This window comes from Pseudomonas sp. B15(2017) (assembly GCF_002113215.1).
Lineage (GTDB): Bacteria > Pseudomonadota > Gammaproteobacteria > Pseudomonadales > Pseudomonadaceae > Aquipseudomonas.
Genome location: NZ_NEJZ01000002.1, coordinates 1 through 14,500, shown reverse-complemented (window position 1 = coordinate 14,500; position 14,500 = coordinate 1). Strand labels below are relative to the sequence as shown.

Annotated in this window: 15 protein-coding genes; 6 read left to right on the top strand and 9 right to left on the bottom strand. The window is 48.8% G+C overall.

Features of this window, described 5'->3' with window-relative positions:
* Nucleotides 1–106: 106 nt before the first annotated feature.
* Nucleotides 107–487 carry a type II secretion system minor pseudopilin GspI gene (gene gspI / locus CAF73_RS02860; protein ID WP_085701847.1) on the top strand — a complete coding sequence of 127 codons (381 nt, stop codon included), beginning with the start codon at nt 107–109 and terminating at the stop codon, nt 485–487.
* Between the two features lie 67 nt (nt 488–554).
* Here gspI and CAF73_RS02855 read toward each other — a convergent pair whose 3' ends face one another.
* The 4 genes from CAF73_RS02855 to CAF73_RS02840 all read right to left on the bottom strand — a co-directional run bounded on the left by CAF73_RS02855 (nt 555) and on the right by CAF73_RS02840 (nt 3,150).
* On the bottom strand, nt 555–944 hold the full coding sequence (locus CAF73_RS02855; protein WP_085701846.1) for a hypothetical protein: 390 nt from the start codon (nt 942–944) through the stop codon (nt 555–557).
* 54 nt (nt 945–998) lie between these two features.
* Nucleotides 999–1,379, bottom strand: coding sequence for a hypothetical protein (locus CAF73_RS02850; protein ID WP_085701845.1), 381 nt, complete (start codon nt 1,377–1,379; stop codon nt 999–1,001).
* Between the two features lie 65 nt (nt 1,380–1,444).
* The gene (locus CAF73_RS02845; protein ID WP_085695865.1) at nt 1,445–1,828 is read right to left on the bottom strand and encodes a hypothetical protein; all 384 of its coding nucleotides are present in this window, start codon (nt 1,826–1,828) and stop codon (nt 1,445–1,447) included.
* Nucleotides 1,825–3,150 (bottom strand): hypothetical protein, encoded by a 1,326-nt coding sequence (locus tag CAF73_RS02840; protein WP_085701844.1) that lies wholly within the window; start codon nt 3,148–3,150, stop codon nt 1,825–1,827. The genes CAF73_RS02845 and CAF73_RS02840 overlap by 4 nt, the downstream gene beginning before the upstream one ends.
* A gap of 216 nt (nt 3,151–3,366) precedes the next feature.
* Between CAF73_RS02840 and CAF73_RS02835 the strand changes: the two genes are divergently transcribed.
* From CAF73_RS02835 to CAF73_RS02825, 3 genes are all read left to right on the top strand, one after another.
* On the top strand, nt 3,367–3,780 hold the full coding sequence (locus CAF73_RS02835) for a hypothetical protein (RefSeq protein WP_085702182.1): 414 nt from the start codon (nt 3,367–3,369) through the stop codon (nt 3,778–3,780).
* Between the two features lie 124 nt (nt 3,781–3,904).
* Nucleotides 3,905–4,246 carry a hypothetical protein gene (locus CAF73_RS02830; protein ID WP_256574593.1) on the top strand — a complete coding sequence of 114 codons (342 nt, stop codon included), beginning with the start codon at nt 3,905–3,907 and terminating at the stop codon, nt 4,244–4,246.
* 495 nt (nt 4,247–4,741) lie between these two features.
* Complete coding sequence (locus CAF73_RS02825) at nt 4,742–5,104, top strand: DUF6124 family protein (RefSeq protein WP_085701843.1); 363 nt, start codon at nt 4,742–4,744, stop codon at nt 5,102–5,104.
* An 86-nt stretch (nt 5,105–5,190) separates the two neighbouring features.
* Here CAF73_RS02825 and CAF73_RS02820 read toward each other — a convergent pair whose 3' ends face one another.
* Genes CAF73_RS02820 through CAF73_RS02810 form a run of 3 tightly spaced genes read right to left on the bottom strand, consistent with a single transcriptional unit; the run spans nt 5,191 to nt 6,736 of the window.
* Complete coding sequence (locus tag CAF73_RS02820) at nt 5,191–5,478, bottom strand: hypothetical protein (RefSeq protein ID WP_011334569.1); 288 nt, start codon at nt 5,476–5,478, stop codon at nt 5,191–5,193.
* Nucleotides 5,475–6,197 carry a peptidoglycan recognition family protein gene (locus tag CAF73_RS02815; RefSeq protein WP_085701842.1) on the bottom strand — a complete coding sequence of 241 codons (723 nt, stop codon included), beginning with the start codon at nt 6,195–6,197 and terminating at the stop codon, nt 5,475–5,477. Before CAF73_RS02815 ends, CAF73_RS02820 begins: the two co-directional genes overlap by 4 nt.
* Nucleotides 6,197–6,736, bottom strand: coding sequence for a PAAR domain-containing protein (locus CAF73_RS02810; protein ID WP_085701841.1), 540 nt, complete (start codon nt 6,734–6,736; stop codon nt 6,197–6,199). Before CAF73_RS02810 ends, CAF73_RS02815 begins: the two co-directional genes overlap by 1 nt.
* 519 nt (nt 6,737–7,255) lie before the next feature.
* Between CAF73_RS02810 and CAF73_RS02805 the strand changes: the two genes are divergently transcribed.
* Nucleotides 7,256–7,846 (top strand): hypothetical protein, encoded by a 591-nt coding sequence (locus tag CAF73_RS02805; RefSeq protein ID WP_256574592.1) that lies wholly within the window; start codon nt 7,256–7,258, stop codon nt 7,844–7,846.
* Between the two features lie 203 nt (nt 7,847–8,049).
* On the top strand, nt 8,050–8,790 hold the full coding sequence (locus tag CAF73_RS02800; RefSeq protein WP_085701840.1) for a DUF2971 domain-containing protein: 741 nt from the start codon (nt 8,050–8,052) through the stop codon (nt 8,788–8,790).
* 428 nt (nt 8,791–9,218) lie between these two features.
* On the opposite strand, the gene CAF73_RS02795 is transcribed toward CAF73_RS02800, so the two are convergent.
* Both CAF73_RS02795 and CAF73_RS02790 read right to left on the bottom strand, forming a co-directional pair.
* Nucleotides 9,219–10,883 (bottom strand): hypothetical protein, encoded by a 1,665-nt coding sequence (locus CAF73_RS02795; RefSeq protein ID WP_085701839.1) that lies wholly within the window; start codon nt 10,881–10,883, stop codon nt 9,219–9,221.
* A 216-nt stretch (nt 10,884–11,099) separates the two neighbouring features.
* On the bottom strand, nt 11,100–14,051 hold the full coding sequence (locus tag CAF73_RS02790; RefSeq protein WP_085701838.1) for a KAP family NTPase: 2,952 nt from the start codon (nt 14,049–14,051) through the stop codon (nt 11,100–11,102).
* Nucleotides 14,052–14,500: the final 449 nt, after the last annotated feature.

The following is a 14,500-nucleotide window of genomic DNA, read 5'->3' as shown; positions in this document are numbered from 1 at the left end:
GCAAGAAGATATGTCAGGGATGTTGAAAATCCTCGGGTGTTTTCGTCGTCAAGCCGTCAAGCACGGGCGTTAGCGTCGAGGGCTGTGTTTTGCCTCTGGGCCACTTATGCGAGCGCGTTCCCGAGAAGCGGGTTTCACCCTGATTGAAGTGCTGGTGGCGCTGGCCATCATTGCCGTGGCCATGTCCGCCGCCGTGCGCATGGCGGGGTTGATGACGCAGAGCAGCGGGGTTTTGCGGGATCGTTCGATTGCGATGATTGCGGCGCAGAGCCGGATGGCGGAATTGCGGCTGGAGGGGCGATTGCCGATGGGGGTCAAGGCGGTTGAGTGTGATCAAGGGCGGTTGTTGTTGCGGTGTGAGCAGGTGATTGGTACGGCAGAGAATGGGCGGTTGCTCAAGGTCGGTGTGCAGGTTTTTGATCGCACCCAGGAGGCGCCGGCGCTTGCGCGGCTGGAGACGTTGCTTAGCCGGCCGGAAAGTCCTTAGCCCTACCCCCCCTCGAAGCGTCGGACCACCAAGACCCTTTGATAGACGACCGGCTTCTCAACGGCACTTACTCGAACAGCCCTAGATATTCCGCCCAACCATACAAGGCCAGAATTCCCAGCAGAGAAAATGCATTCAATCGATATGGAATTTCGACCCACCGCCGCAAATTCAGCGGAAGGCGCCGGACATCTTCGAGGGCGTTCGGATTATCCAGCAACAGGCGCGAAGGACGCTTGCGAACCAAAGCAGTGATCAGATTGAGCCTGTACCTGCGCGCCCAAAAACCGGCACTTCCTTTCTGCGGGCAATTCTGGAGCAGATAACAATTTTTAAGGTGCGACTCGATTTCGGAAAGCTTGAAATACCCGACATAAATCATCACCAGAACGTTGGAAATGATCAGCACCAGTAACCCAATGCCAGTGGCGGCGAACAGAAGTTTGATTTCAGTCATGGGGAGAGACTTCGTAAACCACTTCACCGAGGGATTGTTTTTCTCTTTGCCCCATTACAAAAAACCTCTGTATTTCCCGTAATGCCAAAGCACCGCCGTCCCGCCGCACACAAAATAGCCGACATGAAATGGACGCGTCGCCCAGAACCTGAGTCCTCTGGGAAGGCGCTCAACAGCGTCGATCAGCAACGGTTCCTGCCGTTGGATACTCTTGGAGGTAATCAACCGGCTGACCTCTGCCATTCGAAGAGTTCTCCAGTGAAAACTCCCACCTGAAGAACGCCAGTCCGTGATCAGGTATAGCCACTCGTCAAAGTGGTTTTCCAGCGCTTCGAGTTTTGTATAAACGGCGTAGAAAATCATTGCGCAGTTGATGATGCCCAGCAGGATCAGCGTTCCACAGGCCCAAGCGAATGCTGATTGGGTGATTTCCATTATTCGGAATACTCGTAGATTTTTTGTCCTGAAAACTCACCACCACAGTTTTTCGCTTTGCCCCATTACAAAAAACCTCTGTATTTCCCATACAGCCAAAGCAGTGACGTCCCACCGCAGACGAAATAGCCGACATGAAACGGACACGTAGCCCAGAACCTGAGTCCTCTGGGGAGTTGTTGAACAGCGTCGATCAGCAACGGTTCCTGCCGTTGGATACTCTTGGAGGTAATCAACCGGCTGACCTCTGCCATTCGACGAGATCTCCAGTGAAAACTCCCACCTGAAGAACGCCAGTCCGTGGTCAGGTAAAGCCACTCGTCAAAGTGGTTTTCCAGCGCTTCGAGTTTTGTATAAACGGCGTAGAAAATCATTGCGCAGTTGATCACTGCGAGCAGGATCAGCACTCCCCAAGCCAAGGCATATACCGTGCTGTTGACTTCTATCATTCGGAGTACTCGTAGATTTTTTGTCCTAAATACGCACCACCTTCAGTCATCTGAGTTCCTGCCTCCACGGACGCTGCCGCACCGACCACAAGCACACACACCAGTTTTCCCATTCCTTTCAACTTCGCACATACCGCCGAACCTACTTTCTCGCCGAAATATCCACCAGCGAGAGCTCCGGCGGTACCGCCGACCATTTTCCCTCCCTCAACAAACCTCACTTGCCTGCATTCCGCCTCGCGGTCGGACGCGCATACCTCGTAGATTTTCGAGCTGGATGCGCCCAGTTGCAGACCTATGCCGAGATAGCCACCTCCCTTCATGAACTTCGCTGCTCTGGCAACGCCCGCAATGTTGGTCGCATATCCGGGCAGTTGTGCCGGTGCGCCTGCCTTGCCCCATCGGTGAACAATTCGGCGACTGGACAATCCCAGTGCACGTTTGAGTTTTGGATGATCTGGCAGACCTGTGCCTTTGCGTACCAGCGGCCCAAGGCTGGCATCCAGTTTCGCCATCAGACGTTTGCGTTTGGCAAAGAACTCCGGGGAATGCAGATGGCGATGTTGGGTGTATTGCTGCTGATGCAGTTGTTCCAACTCTTTGAGGGTGTTTTTCAACCCTTCCAGATGATGGCCGATCATGAATGACGCCACGCCCAATGTGCCCGCCGACACCTCCAGAAACGGCTCAATGACCTCATGATGTTCAACCATGAACGAAGCCTCTTCATCCGAGAGATCTTTCAACGCCTCGTTCACCTTCTCCGCAGCGGCCATCATCTGTGCTTCTTCGCGCCGGCACATGTAGTTGCGTGAGTCGCTGAACAAGACCATTTGCCCAGGCTTGACCTGCTCACCCAGATGTCGATTGAGTGAACGGAATTCGCGACGCAGTGAATCGCCGGGCCTGACTTCGTACAACTCCCGTTCAAGCGCTTCGAGCGTCATGGGTTTCTGAACAATGTGAAAACCCGATTCAGCGGGTTGCGGCAAGGTGTAGGCGTGTTCCTCCACCAGGTGTTGTGCGGGAGGTGGCTCGGGTTTGGGTTTGAAGGCGTTCCAGGAGGCGCCGCCGCTGTCTGTAGCCGTGCGCGGTTTCACCAGTGTCCACTCACCGTTACGCACAGCATCGATAAGTTTCCGCTCATTCGCGCCTTGCATGTAGTTCGAACGATGCAGGCCCATGGCGTTTAACAGGTCGTCGAATCCGGGCAGCTCGTCCGGGCGATTCAATGCCTGTCGGAAGTCCTCCAAGGCTTGGTAGGAATCGAGGATCTGGTCGCGCTGGCCATGGTGTTCGCTTTGCGGGATGAGTCTGGTCACGTCCGTGTCCCGTTCTGAAAACGGGGGACTTTGGCGAACGGGCTCAGGTTTGAATGCAGGATGGATCGGTATTCGTTGTAGGGAAAATCCGGATTTCTGGCTACGGGTTCCGAGCTCGAAACATCAGTGCTTTATGACGGCTGTTGAGCGCAACTTTTGCCTCAGGCATCCTGCTCGAAGCATAGGTACATGGACGTCAACCGGAAGAAATGTCAGATGAAGGTCCCGATCCTCTTGCTCTTCGCAATGTATTGCACCGGTACAAGCCTTGCGCATGCCGGCGGCTCGCAAGCGACAAACAACAAACACGGGCCAGCAGGCATCGCCGTCGATGAGACCTTGGTGTCGGCCAGATCCAAGCTAATCAAACAAGGATGGAAGCCAACCCGGATGCACACCCGCGATGGCTATGAATACAGTGGTGTCGAGCGGGAGCTGGCTGCACGCGATTTCCTGGAGCTCGATACCTGCTCTTTTGATAGCTCGCGCTGCATCCTGTTCTATTCGAAGAAAAACGCCTGCTTGCGCGTTGACACCATTGGTGAGCGACTCAAAGACATGACGGTTACGCGATGGAGCGATGAATGTCCGGATGCGCCTTCAGAGCCAGATAGCGGTGACGCGGGTTAAGAAACAAAGGGGACTGAATGAAATAATTCAGTCCCCTTTTCCCCATTGCCGTTGAGCTCCTGCGCAACGTACGAACCGCTGATCGGCGGCGACTTAAAAACTGCAGTTGGAAAGGCATCAAAAAATGAACCTAAAACCATTAGCCATCAGCCTTTTAGGTTGCGTCAGTTTATTTTCTAGCGCAGCAGACCTTCCTATCAAAAAGGGAATGCCATTTTCGAAAGCCCGAAAAGCTTTGATCAAAAATGGCTGGGAGCCGAACCCGACCTACTCAGGTGAGTTCGGGGTTGAAAGCGTCATCCAAAGAAAAGGCTTCAATGAAATCGAGTCCTGCACGGAGGGCGTCCGTTACTGCAGCTTCAACTACATCAAGAACGGAGATTGTTTAGGTGTAGGAACGGTCGGCGAAGAGGTCAAAGACATGAAGATTTATTCCTGGAATTTCAAATGCCCTGAAAAGGATTGAAGCCAGAAACCTGTTCCTTTTTTGTGGTCGTTCAGGCCGATGTATAACGCCAGCCAGCCCGGTCAGTCCCCTCTCCCTCCGGGCGGTCCGACGTATCGGGAGGACCAGGTGATCGTCGCTTTTGACCCACCCGTTTAACCGACTTCTTTAACTCTGTTTAAAGACACTCATCGTTACTTCCTCAAGGCTACAACGCCTTGCGTCATTGCCTACGACTACGCCAGAATCCGCCGGCTTGTGCGTCCAGGGTGCGGGTTTTATCGTTTCCGGGTCACTGAAAAACAGTGATCGGGTTTGGTAGCCCGCACATGAGAGTTGCACAGCATCACCATTCGCGGCGTCGTTTCGTCTCGGCTTTATGGTGGTCATGCACAGGGCACCTTCGGGTGCGCCGGGTTCCTCATGTGCCGGTCTACCAACCTGAGCATGGCCGCCACCTTCGTTTGGTAGCGAAATTGGATGGCCTCCCTTTTTGAAGCATGAGGAGTTACATCTATGATCAAGCCAACACCCAACCCACCAGAAACCGACCCGGTTTCCCCCTACCAATTCCCCGATTCCCGAACCCTCAACGAAGCCGCCGAACGCGCCCTCGACCACTACCTCACCCCACAACAACGCATCATGGGCAGCCACACCAAACACGACCCCATGTTCCTGGCCAACCCCGCCTACAACAGCGAATCCCTCCTGGCCAACGCCAGCGAGTCCCTGGATTCCGCCAGCGAAATGCTCAGCAACTTCGCCGCGATCCTGGAACCCGCCCACCGCAAGACTGCGCTGGGTATTGCGCAGGTGGTTATGGTTGCGGGGTTGGCGGTGAATCAGGCGTTGGATCATGTTGAGGTGAAGACGTGATCGGCTGAACGCTGTAGCTCAATAGCCAGAAAGAAAATGGCCGAGGTTGTCAGTTGTAACTGACGACCTCGGCCAAATGAGCATTTCTATTTTTTGCGGCACATCTCGACGTCATCCTGAGTCTTCAGGTCGGTGTCGATTCCCAAGCGATACCTGCAGTAATCAATAATCCATCCCCGTTCCTCTGCCGTTAGGCGCTCCACTTTCCTGATCTCTCCATCGTTCGCATGGATGTTGTAGAACTTCATCTGAAACGTCGGGTGCTTTTTGATGAAGACAATGGTCTCGATGTCTCCGTCCTCAAGGGCTTCGTAGTAGCCGACGTAGAGCACGGTTACTACGGCGAGGATTGCTGCGATTAAAAGCTTTTTCATTGCTGTGGCGCCGGCGGTGGAAGCAGTTGGGTTTTAGCTCTGATATTTCTGACCAGCTCCATTCCAATGTTGCCGGGGCAAATTTTCCCTTCAGAGCCTTGTCCTGGATATTCCCGGTGGCCACCAAAATTCTTGATAAAAAACACGCTTTTCAATGCGTCGATCAGGTGCATCAGCGAAACGATTTGCTCCTTGGGAATCACGTTTGTGGTGCTGTAACCGATGCTATCCAGAGCCACCCGACCTTTGGCGACCCAATCGCCACCCTCCTCCGGTGTCGTAAGGTTTTCCAGCAGAACGATGCCAATCAGCCCTGTGTTGTATTTCAGAACACTTGAACCCTGAAGCCGAATGTCACGACCTTCAAAAACCTGCCCAGTGCAATCAATGCCGTAGTGGTAGCCAATATCGTCGTACTTCTGGCTCAGGTGTCCTTTCTGGATTTCTTGCATCTGCTCCGCTCCGGGAGTGCAGCTATGGCTGCGGCCCGCGTGGTGCAAAGCGATCATGGTGTAGTCCCAATCCTTAACCATATCCTTCTTGCCATCCAACGCTTTCCAGGACGAGCGCTCGACAAACGTGACCTTCAAATCCCGAACCCGTTTGATTATCGCCTCACGAGTAGCCGCTCGATCATTCACAGCCACCGGTATAGGGCACATGAACTCGCCCGGCTTAATCTCCTGAGCAATTGCTTGTGTCGCAAAACTCGCGGCCATTACTGTTTCTCCGAAAATTCATGAAGCGTTCGAGCTGGGGCATTGAACGTGATGTGAAGTGAGATTTGGGCATTGGGCGTCGGCGTTTTGATGTGTGCGATGCCATCAGCATCGGTGACGCCTTTGGTCTCGACGCCATTGACCGTCGCAACGTAGTCACGAAACGCCAACGGCTTACCCGTCTCACTGTCGGTAACACTGAACGACTGCCCGAATCGTTTCTGAATGGCGAGAGGTAAAGGAGGAATGAAAGGTGCCGGGGTATGCGAATCCCCGATGATGACTGTCCCCGAACCACCAATCACAACGTCGCCGTGTGAACCTGTGGTATCGATCAGCGCAGCATTCTTGCCGTTGATGAACACTGTGGCGGAAACACCTGACACCAAGGCACTTCCACAGGTACAGGTATCTCCTTTACGGGCGGCAGCAAGGCCGTCGAAGAACACGTCGGGGGATCCTGAGGCGATGGCCTTCTGACCATGCCCGGGCATTGGGCAGGAGGTTGGATCAGTAACGCGTGCGGCAGGTTTTGCCATGTGCTTGACTTCCTGTCAGCGGATTGAACGAGTGCGGACTCTATCAGAAAGCCGCTTGAACGTTGACCTGAGGGCTGCTCCCAATCTGTATTCAAAACGGAATAAGCCAAGTGAGTGGCCATGTGCTACTTTTTCAGAGTTTCTCATCACCGTTCTTTACAGGAGTATCTATGTTTACTGATATCAAGCCAGGCCCGAAGCCCAAGCGAGAAGATGGCAAGGAAGACCGCAGACGGCACGTGAATCCACCAAATGATAAAAAGCACCCGACTTTACCTATCCACAAGCATAAGCCTGGAGACTAACCGGGAGTTTGCAGTCTCTGTCCTGAAATCTGCCCTTGAGGACGGATTCGTTCTCAGTAAATGGATCCGTCCGCTTTGAACCTCGCTAAAATTCAGTTGGGCAGTTGAAGGCATCGAAGTCAATGCGATGTAGGGCGAAACTCAATACAAAAAGCGCTGATTGAGTAGTTGATATAGCGAGATGCCAACCATTCCTAGCTAAAAGGACGACGGCATGGACGAAGCGACAAGGTTTGCATTTTACGAAAAGATTTATTTTTACGAACTGGAACGCAAAGAAAAGCTCATTTCGAGGCTCAACCTCCCCTTGGCGATCTTAGGCGTATTGCTCTCATTCCTTTCCTACATGCTGGGAAAGGCTCCTGGCTCAGAAGATGGTTTTGCCGGCATCTCATTTTGGATTTTGTATTTGTCCGCCGTCTTCTGCCTGCTTTGCGGAATTTACTACTTCCGCTCATCCTGGCAGATACGTGATTTTGACAGAGGGCTCCCAACTCTTACTGAGCTGGAGAACTATCATGCCGAAGCAACTGCTCATTTCGCAGTGCACGGCGAAAATCAAGATGACGCAGAAACCTATTTCAAGACGATAATCTTGAACTACTACATTGAAGGTGCAACCGTTAACACGCTGAACAACGATAAACGCGGCTCAAAACTGGTGTCGCTAGCAAATTCCGTAACGCTCACTATGATTTTTTCGGTGTTGTCATTCGTTCCGTTTTACACCCATCAGCAGGAGCTGAACCAGCATGAGCAATCAAAAGCCTCCACCACCTCCTCCACCTCCGATGCGCTTCGTTAAAGATCACGGGAGAAACCTCCCGAAATCGCCTCCACCGCCGCCACCGTCCAAGAAAGACTGACGGATTTCACCCCTACTCGAGCTCGTTTCGAGTAGGGACTATTCAATAGAAATATCATTCAAAAGTGAATTAACCAATTCAACAAAACAAATCAGGTGCCAATTTTTACTTAGCAAAAATATGACCATCAAAAGGATTTTAAATGTATCTTAATTTAGACGAGAGAAAACTAGAGCAGCACATTTACCGGATCATTTCATACGATCGACTAATAGAGCTATTTTCAACAAGAAAAAACACTTTAGTCAAGCCAAGCCTTTGGGAAGACACTTTCGAAAATTTTGCTTTAAAGTCAAAACTGAGAGACGAATCGGGCCGACTAATTGAGTACGACGTTCACAATCGAATATATGGACAATGCTGGACTCTAGAGAACTCATCCGATGCCATGTGGAGGATCTACTCCTCAAAAAAAGATGGAATTAGAATTCGAACAACCATTGGCCAACTACTGAACAGTCTTTGTGTAGCAACTATAGATAGAGAAAATTGCGAACACTGCATTGGTAAAGTTGAATATTTAAGAGAAGCAGAAATCCTTAAAAGAGCTAAAGACACCTTTACTCATCATGGCGAAATAACATTTGGCAAGCTTTTTAACTCCCTCTTATTAAAACGTCGAGCCTTCAGGCATGAAAATGAAATTCGATTGATGTTTTGTGATTGGTCTGAGAACTCCGACGAAAGCAAACTATTCAAGTATGACATTAAACCTTATGATTTTATCACTCAGATCATGATAGACCCCAGAATCCCACATGATATATTCAAAATTATCAAACAAAATATACGCGAACAAACAGCATTCCAAGGAGAGATTAAGCGATCCTTGCTATACCGTCTACCAGAAAACTTAACATTCAATATACAAACAAAAAAATAACAAACAAATGAATTTCAAAGCCTTTGGCGGTAGACGCAGCACGCCTTCTCAAACTTTAAAGAGTCATATATCAGGAAACTAAAGGGGACAACCTAAAGGGGACTGATTTATTTCCTAAGAAATAGATCACCCCCCTTCTTTCTCATCCTAACAAGTTTTACAGGCGCGGAGCGTTTCTAGAGTAGTTCTGCCTAAATATCGAACCATATAGTTTTTTCGATGCAGCATCCATAATATTGACAAGTTTCGCCGGTGCATTAGCAAGTGGACGAGTTCCGCTATGCCCAAGCACCATAATACACCGCTCATCTATTCTTGGTGCATTAATCATGAGAGACCCCAGCGCCTTGGCCATTTTTTCATTATCTGAAAAAAGGGGACTGATTTATTTCTAAGAAAATAAATCAGCCCCCTTTTTCTAAAAATTTTTATTTCAAATGCCTAAACAACATACCTGTTGGAGAGTTTGCGCGAGCCTTCTGTTCTATTTGTAGATCCTTATATTTCGTTCTTATATCTTTAAGATTCGGGATCCCAGCTACGCCTAACACACTGCCAATTGCACCAAGCGCAACATTCCCTGTTAATGCGCCAGCAACGCCAATAGCACCAACAGCCAAGCATGATGCGACGTCAATTCCATACAGCTTCAACTTTTTCGCGCGTGCCTCTTTAAGCAATACCTGGTGCTCACGGAATGCGCGATCTAGATTTTCCACTACTTGATCAGCGGTTCTGAAGTAATTATCCGGTCGCAGATTTACAAGTTCAGACACACCATGGCCTAAAATCGATCTCACCTCTTCAGCTAGGCCCGCCCTTCGAATATCCAGAACCGTCTCAGGAGGTATATTTCCAAGCCACAGTAAATTATTACCTGCCTCAGCACTTAGCGCCCGGACAATATGCATGCTTTGACGATCATCACCCGGACGCTTTATTGCACCTCCCTGATAATCTAGCATCCAATTAAAATACTGCCACGAGGTCTCGGCTCCAATAAACGGGGTGCCACCGAAATGGGTAGCATACTGCTGAGAGGCCAACGCTTGGGGCATACGACCCAAGCAAGCATATAGCACATGGTTCCCAGCCAACTCTGGATTTAACCCCGGAGTAGACCCCTCTTTCATGGCCATTTCGAGCTGAGCCATGGCACTCCGACCCCATTCAGCGTCTATAATCAACCTATCGGCACCCTTTAACTCAGCAAGTACATTTTCGATTGACTCTAAATGGGAGCAGAAGTCCGCAAAATGCTCAACAGAGTCGAAGTCGCGGCCAAACAGGTATCCTCCATGATTGCATGAGAGTAACTGACTCTGCGCGGCTAACTCCGCTCGATCGTCATCATTGACATCCTTTGGATTTGGAGAGATGACGACCAACGGAGGGTCAACTTCCGCTAGAGCAATGTTCCTGTACGTCATTGCGGTTAGCACGTGCTTTATTAACAACTCGACAACTTTTTTTAACGGCAAGGCTTGCAAAAGTGGAGCGATTTTCAATATCGGGCATGGGAGAACAACGGTATCAATATATAATCCTGCTGTTGAAACTACGTTTTCCCAGTGAGCCGGGAAGAGATCACCAGAAAAAGTTGCTTTAAGCTGCTGCCCATCTTGAAGATGAAATGCTGCTGGATCGGCGACCGACGACCAAAACTCCGTTATACCTTCTGCCATATCTGGTAAAGCCTCGGAAATTCCTTTTACCAGTTCATCATTCCTCACTGCGACGGCGGCTGCTTGAGCAGGTGAGGCACCAGCCTTAGACATTGGCTCGTAAAGAAAACCGAACTCTCTAGACAAAAAATCAAAATATAACGTCTGAATTTTATGCAGGCTCACCGATTGCTTAGCTTCGTCTCGGTAAGCAAAGGCTCTAATCGCAAGAGTAGAAGCTCTGATTCGACCGTCGACCGTTGTGGGGTCAACTAAGCCGTCAGGACGTAGCCGGATAGCTTCGAAACTTTGTCTGAATTCATCCACCAAGTGCGCAGCAAAATGAATTTTTCCCGCGTCTATACGATCTCTCAGCAAGAAAACCTTATCCGTCAGATCCTGTACTTCCTCTTCTGAATATTGGCGCATCCTAATTAACCTCTAGCTATCCCTATAAAGCCATGAAATTGGCGATTTGCTGGGCAGACGATCACTGACCGAAGGGTATTGTCTGTGAAATTTTCGACCATGCCAATTGACGGAACCAGATTGGGGACTGATTTATTTCCTTGAAACAAATCAGTCCCGTTTTCCTGCCAAAATCGTACGACAAGTCAATGCAGCTGGGTTAAAAACCTGACGCAGTCATTTACCCAGCACTTCGACCACCGGTTCTGCGGCAAATTCGTCCAACACAGAAAAAACTCCATCCAATTCTTCTTTGTAAGAGGCAGTGTAGGCAGATGTGAATACAAATCGACTTTCGACCTTCTTAACTTTTTGACGGATTAGATCTCGATGCTGAATCCAGTATTGGCGCATTTCTTTCGGGTCAAACCCTTCCAACAATCCATCTTTCGTAGCAACATAACCTGTTTCATCCGAATCCGTGAAAAAGGAATTACTCAAATTAGCCAAGCAGTGGTCGACAAAATGGAAAACATTATCTTCGTCAACAACCGGATTGAAGCAAAACCCAAATACATATTTATTCATCAAGCAGGCAATGCCCCCAGCATCCTCTTTGCCAACCATATCGTAATAGCCGCACCCTACCCCCTTCCCATGTGGAAGCTCTGAGTTAATGAGTTGGTAGATTACAAACGACTTCAAATCGCAACGCGCCGCCAAAACTCTTCGATCTAGTGAATCATCACCTGGGGAGCTAGCAGCCTCACCATTAGATTTAGCATCACCGAGGAAATTTTCAGAGGGAGTGTTGTCTACTGCTGCGAAAAAATTTTCCTTTGCATCAATATAATTGGCTTTAAACAGAGAAAAAACTTCTTGAGATATTTTTCTCATACCCATTATGGTAAGTTTTTCCACCGAACCGTTTGTAGGTGCACCTGGATCCTGATTTATTATTAGAGCTGAATGAAGATTATATACCTGCCCCTGCCGGTCAGCGCAGCACTGAAGCCGAAACAACATCAGGTCATTCCACCCTAAAACTCCACGACTGCTCGCTACAAGTTGCTCTAATAAGCCCTTCCCCACGTAAGCGTGCTCGCCAAAAACTCGCCATGCAATTTCAACGATATTTTCCGGTGAATTGTCAACCCTCCTCCCAACTGCCTGCCCCCACCCAGCACGATCTAAAAGCCTAATTAAGGAGTAAATAGATCTTTGCCGCAAACCTATATCTTTGTATCCGACTGCAGAGTATCTAGGCAAGTAGTCAACAAGAGTATTAAATGCATCTTCAGCGACAGCCGTGGTTATGTCATAAGCTCGATTTACAAATATTCGCCAGAACTGATCATGGGAATGCTGCCCCTGCTCCAGCTGAAAATTCTGGGACACAAGAATTGAGTCTATTGCATCTCCCTTGCGAACCCGCTCAACCGCATTATGGTAGAGAATATATGTCTTCTGCGGCTCTGGCGTGGCAAATCTCACGATGAGTTTCAGGTAGTTCTCTAGATTTCTGAAAGATTCATGATTGAAGCAAGCACGTGTCGCCAACACCGCCTCTTCTACGTCTCTTCGGGCAGGAAGATTGAGTGTCTCCACATCGAAAAGTTGTTTTAATAAAAATTTAGCAGGTTCCGGTTGTCCATCCAGGTGGTTTGAAAAATCAGGTGAATTACTGTAGTCAGTCTTCCCATAAAGACGACAAAGCGAAAAAGATCCCGACCGCCCCTCCGTTTCTTCAGCGTAAACACGCCTAAATAGTCCAGGGTAATTCAAATGTAAAAGTATAAGATTAATAAGGTCACGACCATTAAAGTCTGTCCGAGCCAAATCACTGCGCTCGAGCTGCATCAGCAGCATAGCGTTAACGAAACGTTTTATTTTCCGAAGATTTCCAACAAGAGGGAGGTAACTAGCTGCAAGATTACCATTAAGAATATTCGCTAACTCAATGAGTATCGCCCCCAACTTCACCATCGTATCAGAAGGGATCGAACCCAGTTGATTGGCCTCACGCTGCCAGTCCCTGAGCAAAAAATCCCGGATACCGGAGCTATCGACAAATAAACTGATCTTTACCGTTACGAACTTCTCTAGAAACTCACGAGCCCTTGAATCTTCCTCATGATTACCGGCGAGTATCTCTGTATCATAACAAAGCACGTAAGTCGCCTGTGACAACTTGAAGGTACGTCGCGTTGCAAATAGAACCGAATTTGTAGTTTTTGCGTCTAGACGATCAAGATCATCAATGACAATTATCACCCGACGATCAATTCGCCTAAGGACCTCATCAATATCATCCAAGAGCTCATCTACAGTTTCCTGAGAAGGCTCCAATGACAACTTAAAACCGAGAAAGGAAATATCTGCTTTTCCCTTTATCAGTCGCGAGTATCGGGAAGCGGCAGGTCGAAATTCGGGAGCGAATACCTCACGTTGGATCGCAGCGGACAAATCCCTTATCAAGCGTTCTGCAAGATCTGGCTCTGAGGCGTAACGAAGAGGTTCAAAACGAACAACAATTACCCTGTCTTCAGCACTTTCCCAATGACGCTCTGCAAGATTTAGAAAGCTTGTCTTACCGACTCCCCATGGGCCATCTACTCCGAACACAAGTCCAGCATGGGCACCACTTGCGAGCACCATTTCAGCGAACGACTTGGCCTGAGTTTCGCTTAAAAGCACGTCCTGACTTTTATCAGATATTTCCTCATCAGCAATAAAATAAAGTTGCGAAATTGCTTTCTTAGCTCTAGGCCAAAACTGCTGTACCAATGGCGATATCAGAACAGTACAGAGCAGGATAAGCAATGCCGGTGTCCAATATGGATCCATAGTATTTAATATCGCATGAAGTTTTACCAGCAAGGGAGAGGTGAGTTCGTTGATCCAGATCCCGACACCAATCGCTATCAACAAATCAACTCGAAAGCTACGAGCTATTTTTGCGAACTCGACAAATGCTCCTCGTACTAAAGCGTATACAAAACAAAGCGCTAGTACGATTAAAACAATATGCAGCTGTACAGCAAAGGCTACATCCTGCAACAACGGAGCAAAATTTCCACCAAGATAGGATGCAACTCTCCATACTTCCGCACCAACAAACCCTATAACGAGAGCTTTTAAAAAAACCAGAAACTCCGGCATTTTCATTATTGGCTTTACTTTTACCATTTTCCCCCTCCTTCTGCCCGACCACAGCTCTAATCTTTAAGACAACAACGCCGACAGAGTAGATTATTTTTAAACAACACCCCACTAAAAAAATATGTAACCGCTAAACTAAATCAGAAACTGAAACTTAAAAACACGAACAAGAGCATCATCCACAAAAAATCAGCCCTAAAAATAAATCATACAAAAGCCCCTAGGCAAGAGATATATAGCTCGTCGCCACTACGAGTTATTGACAAAAGGCTAGTTGATATTTGGGTGTCTTCCACAGACCGTAAGCTGGCCGTATGTGAAGGGCAGGCTTTGACCGAAGGCAACCAAGAACATCCCGTGCTTATTCGTTCTTTTCTTTTTCAGAAAAACTTTGAGTTGACATCAGACCTGAGGGAAAAAGACAACCAGCTTCCACCTGCAACTCACGGCCCCACCAACCTAGGCATCTCCACCCC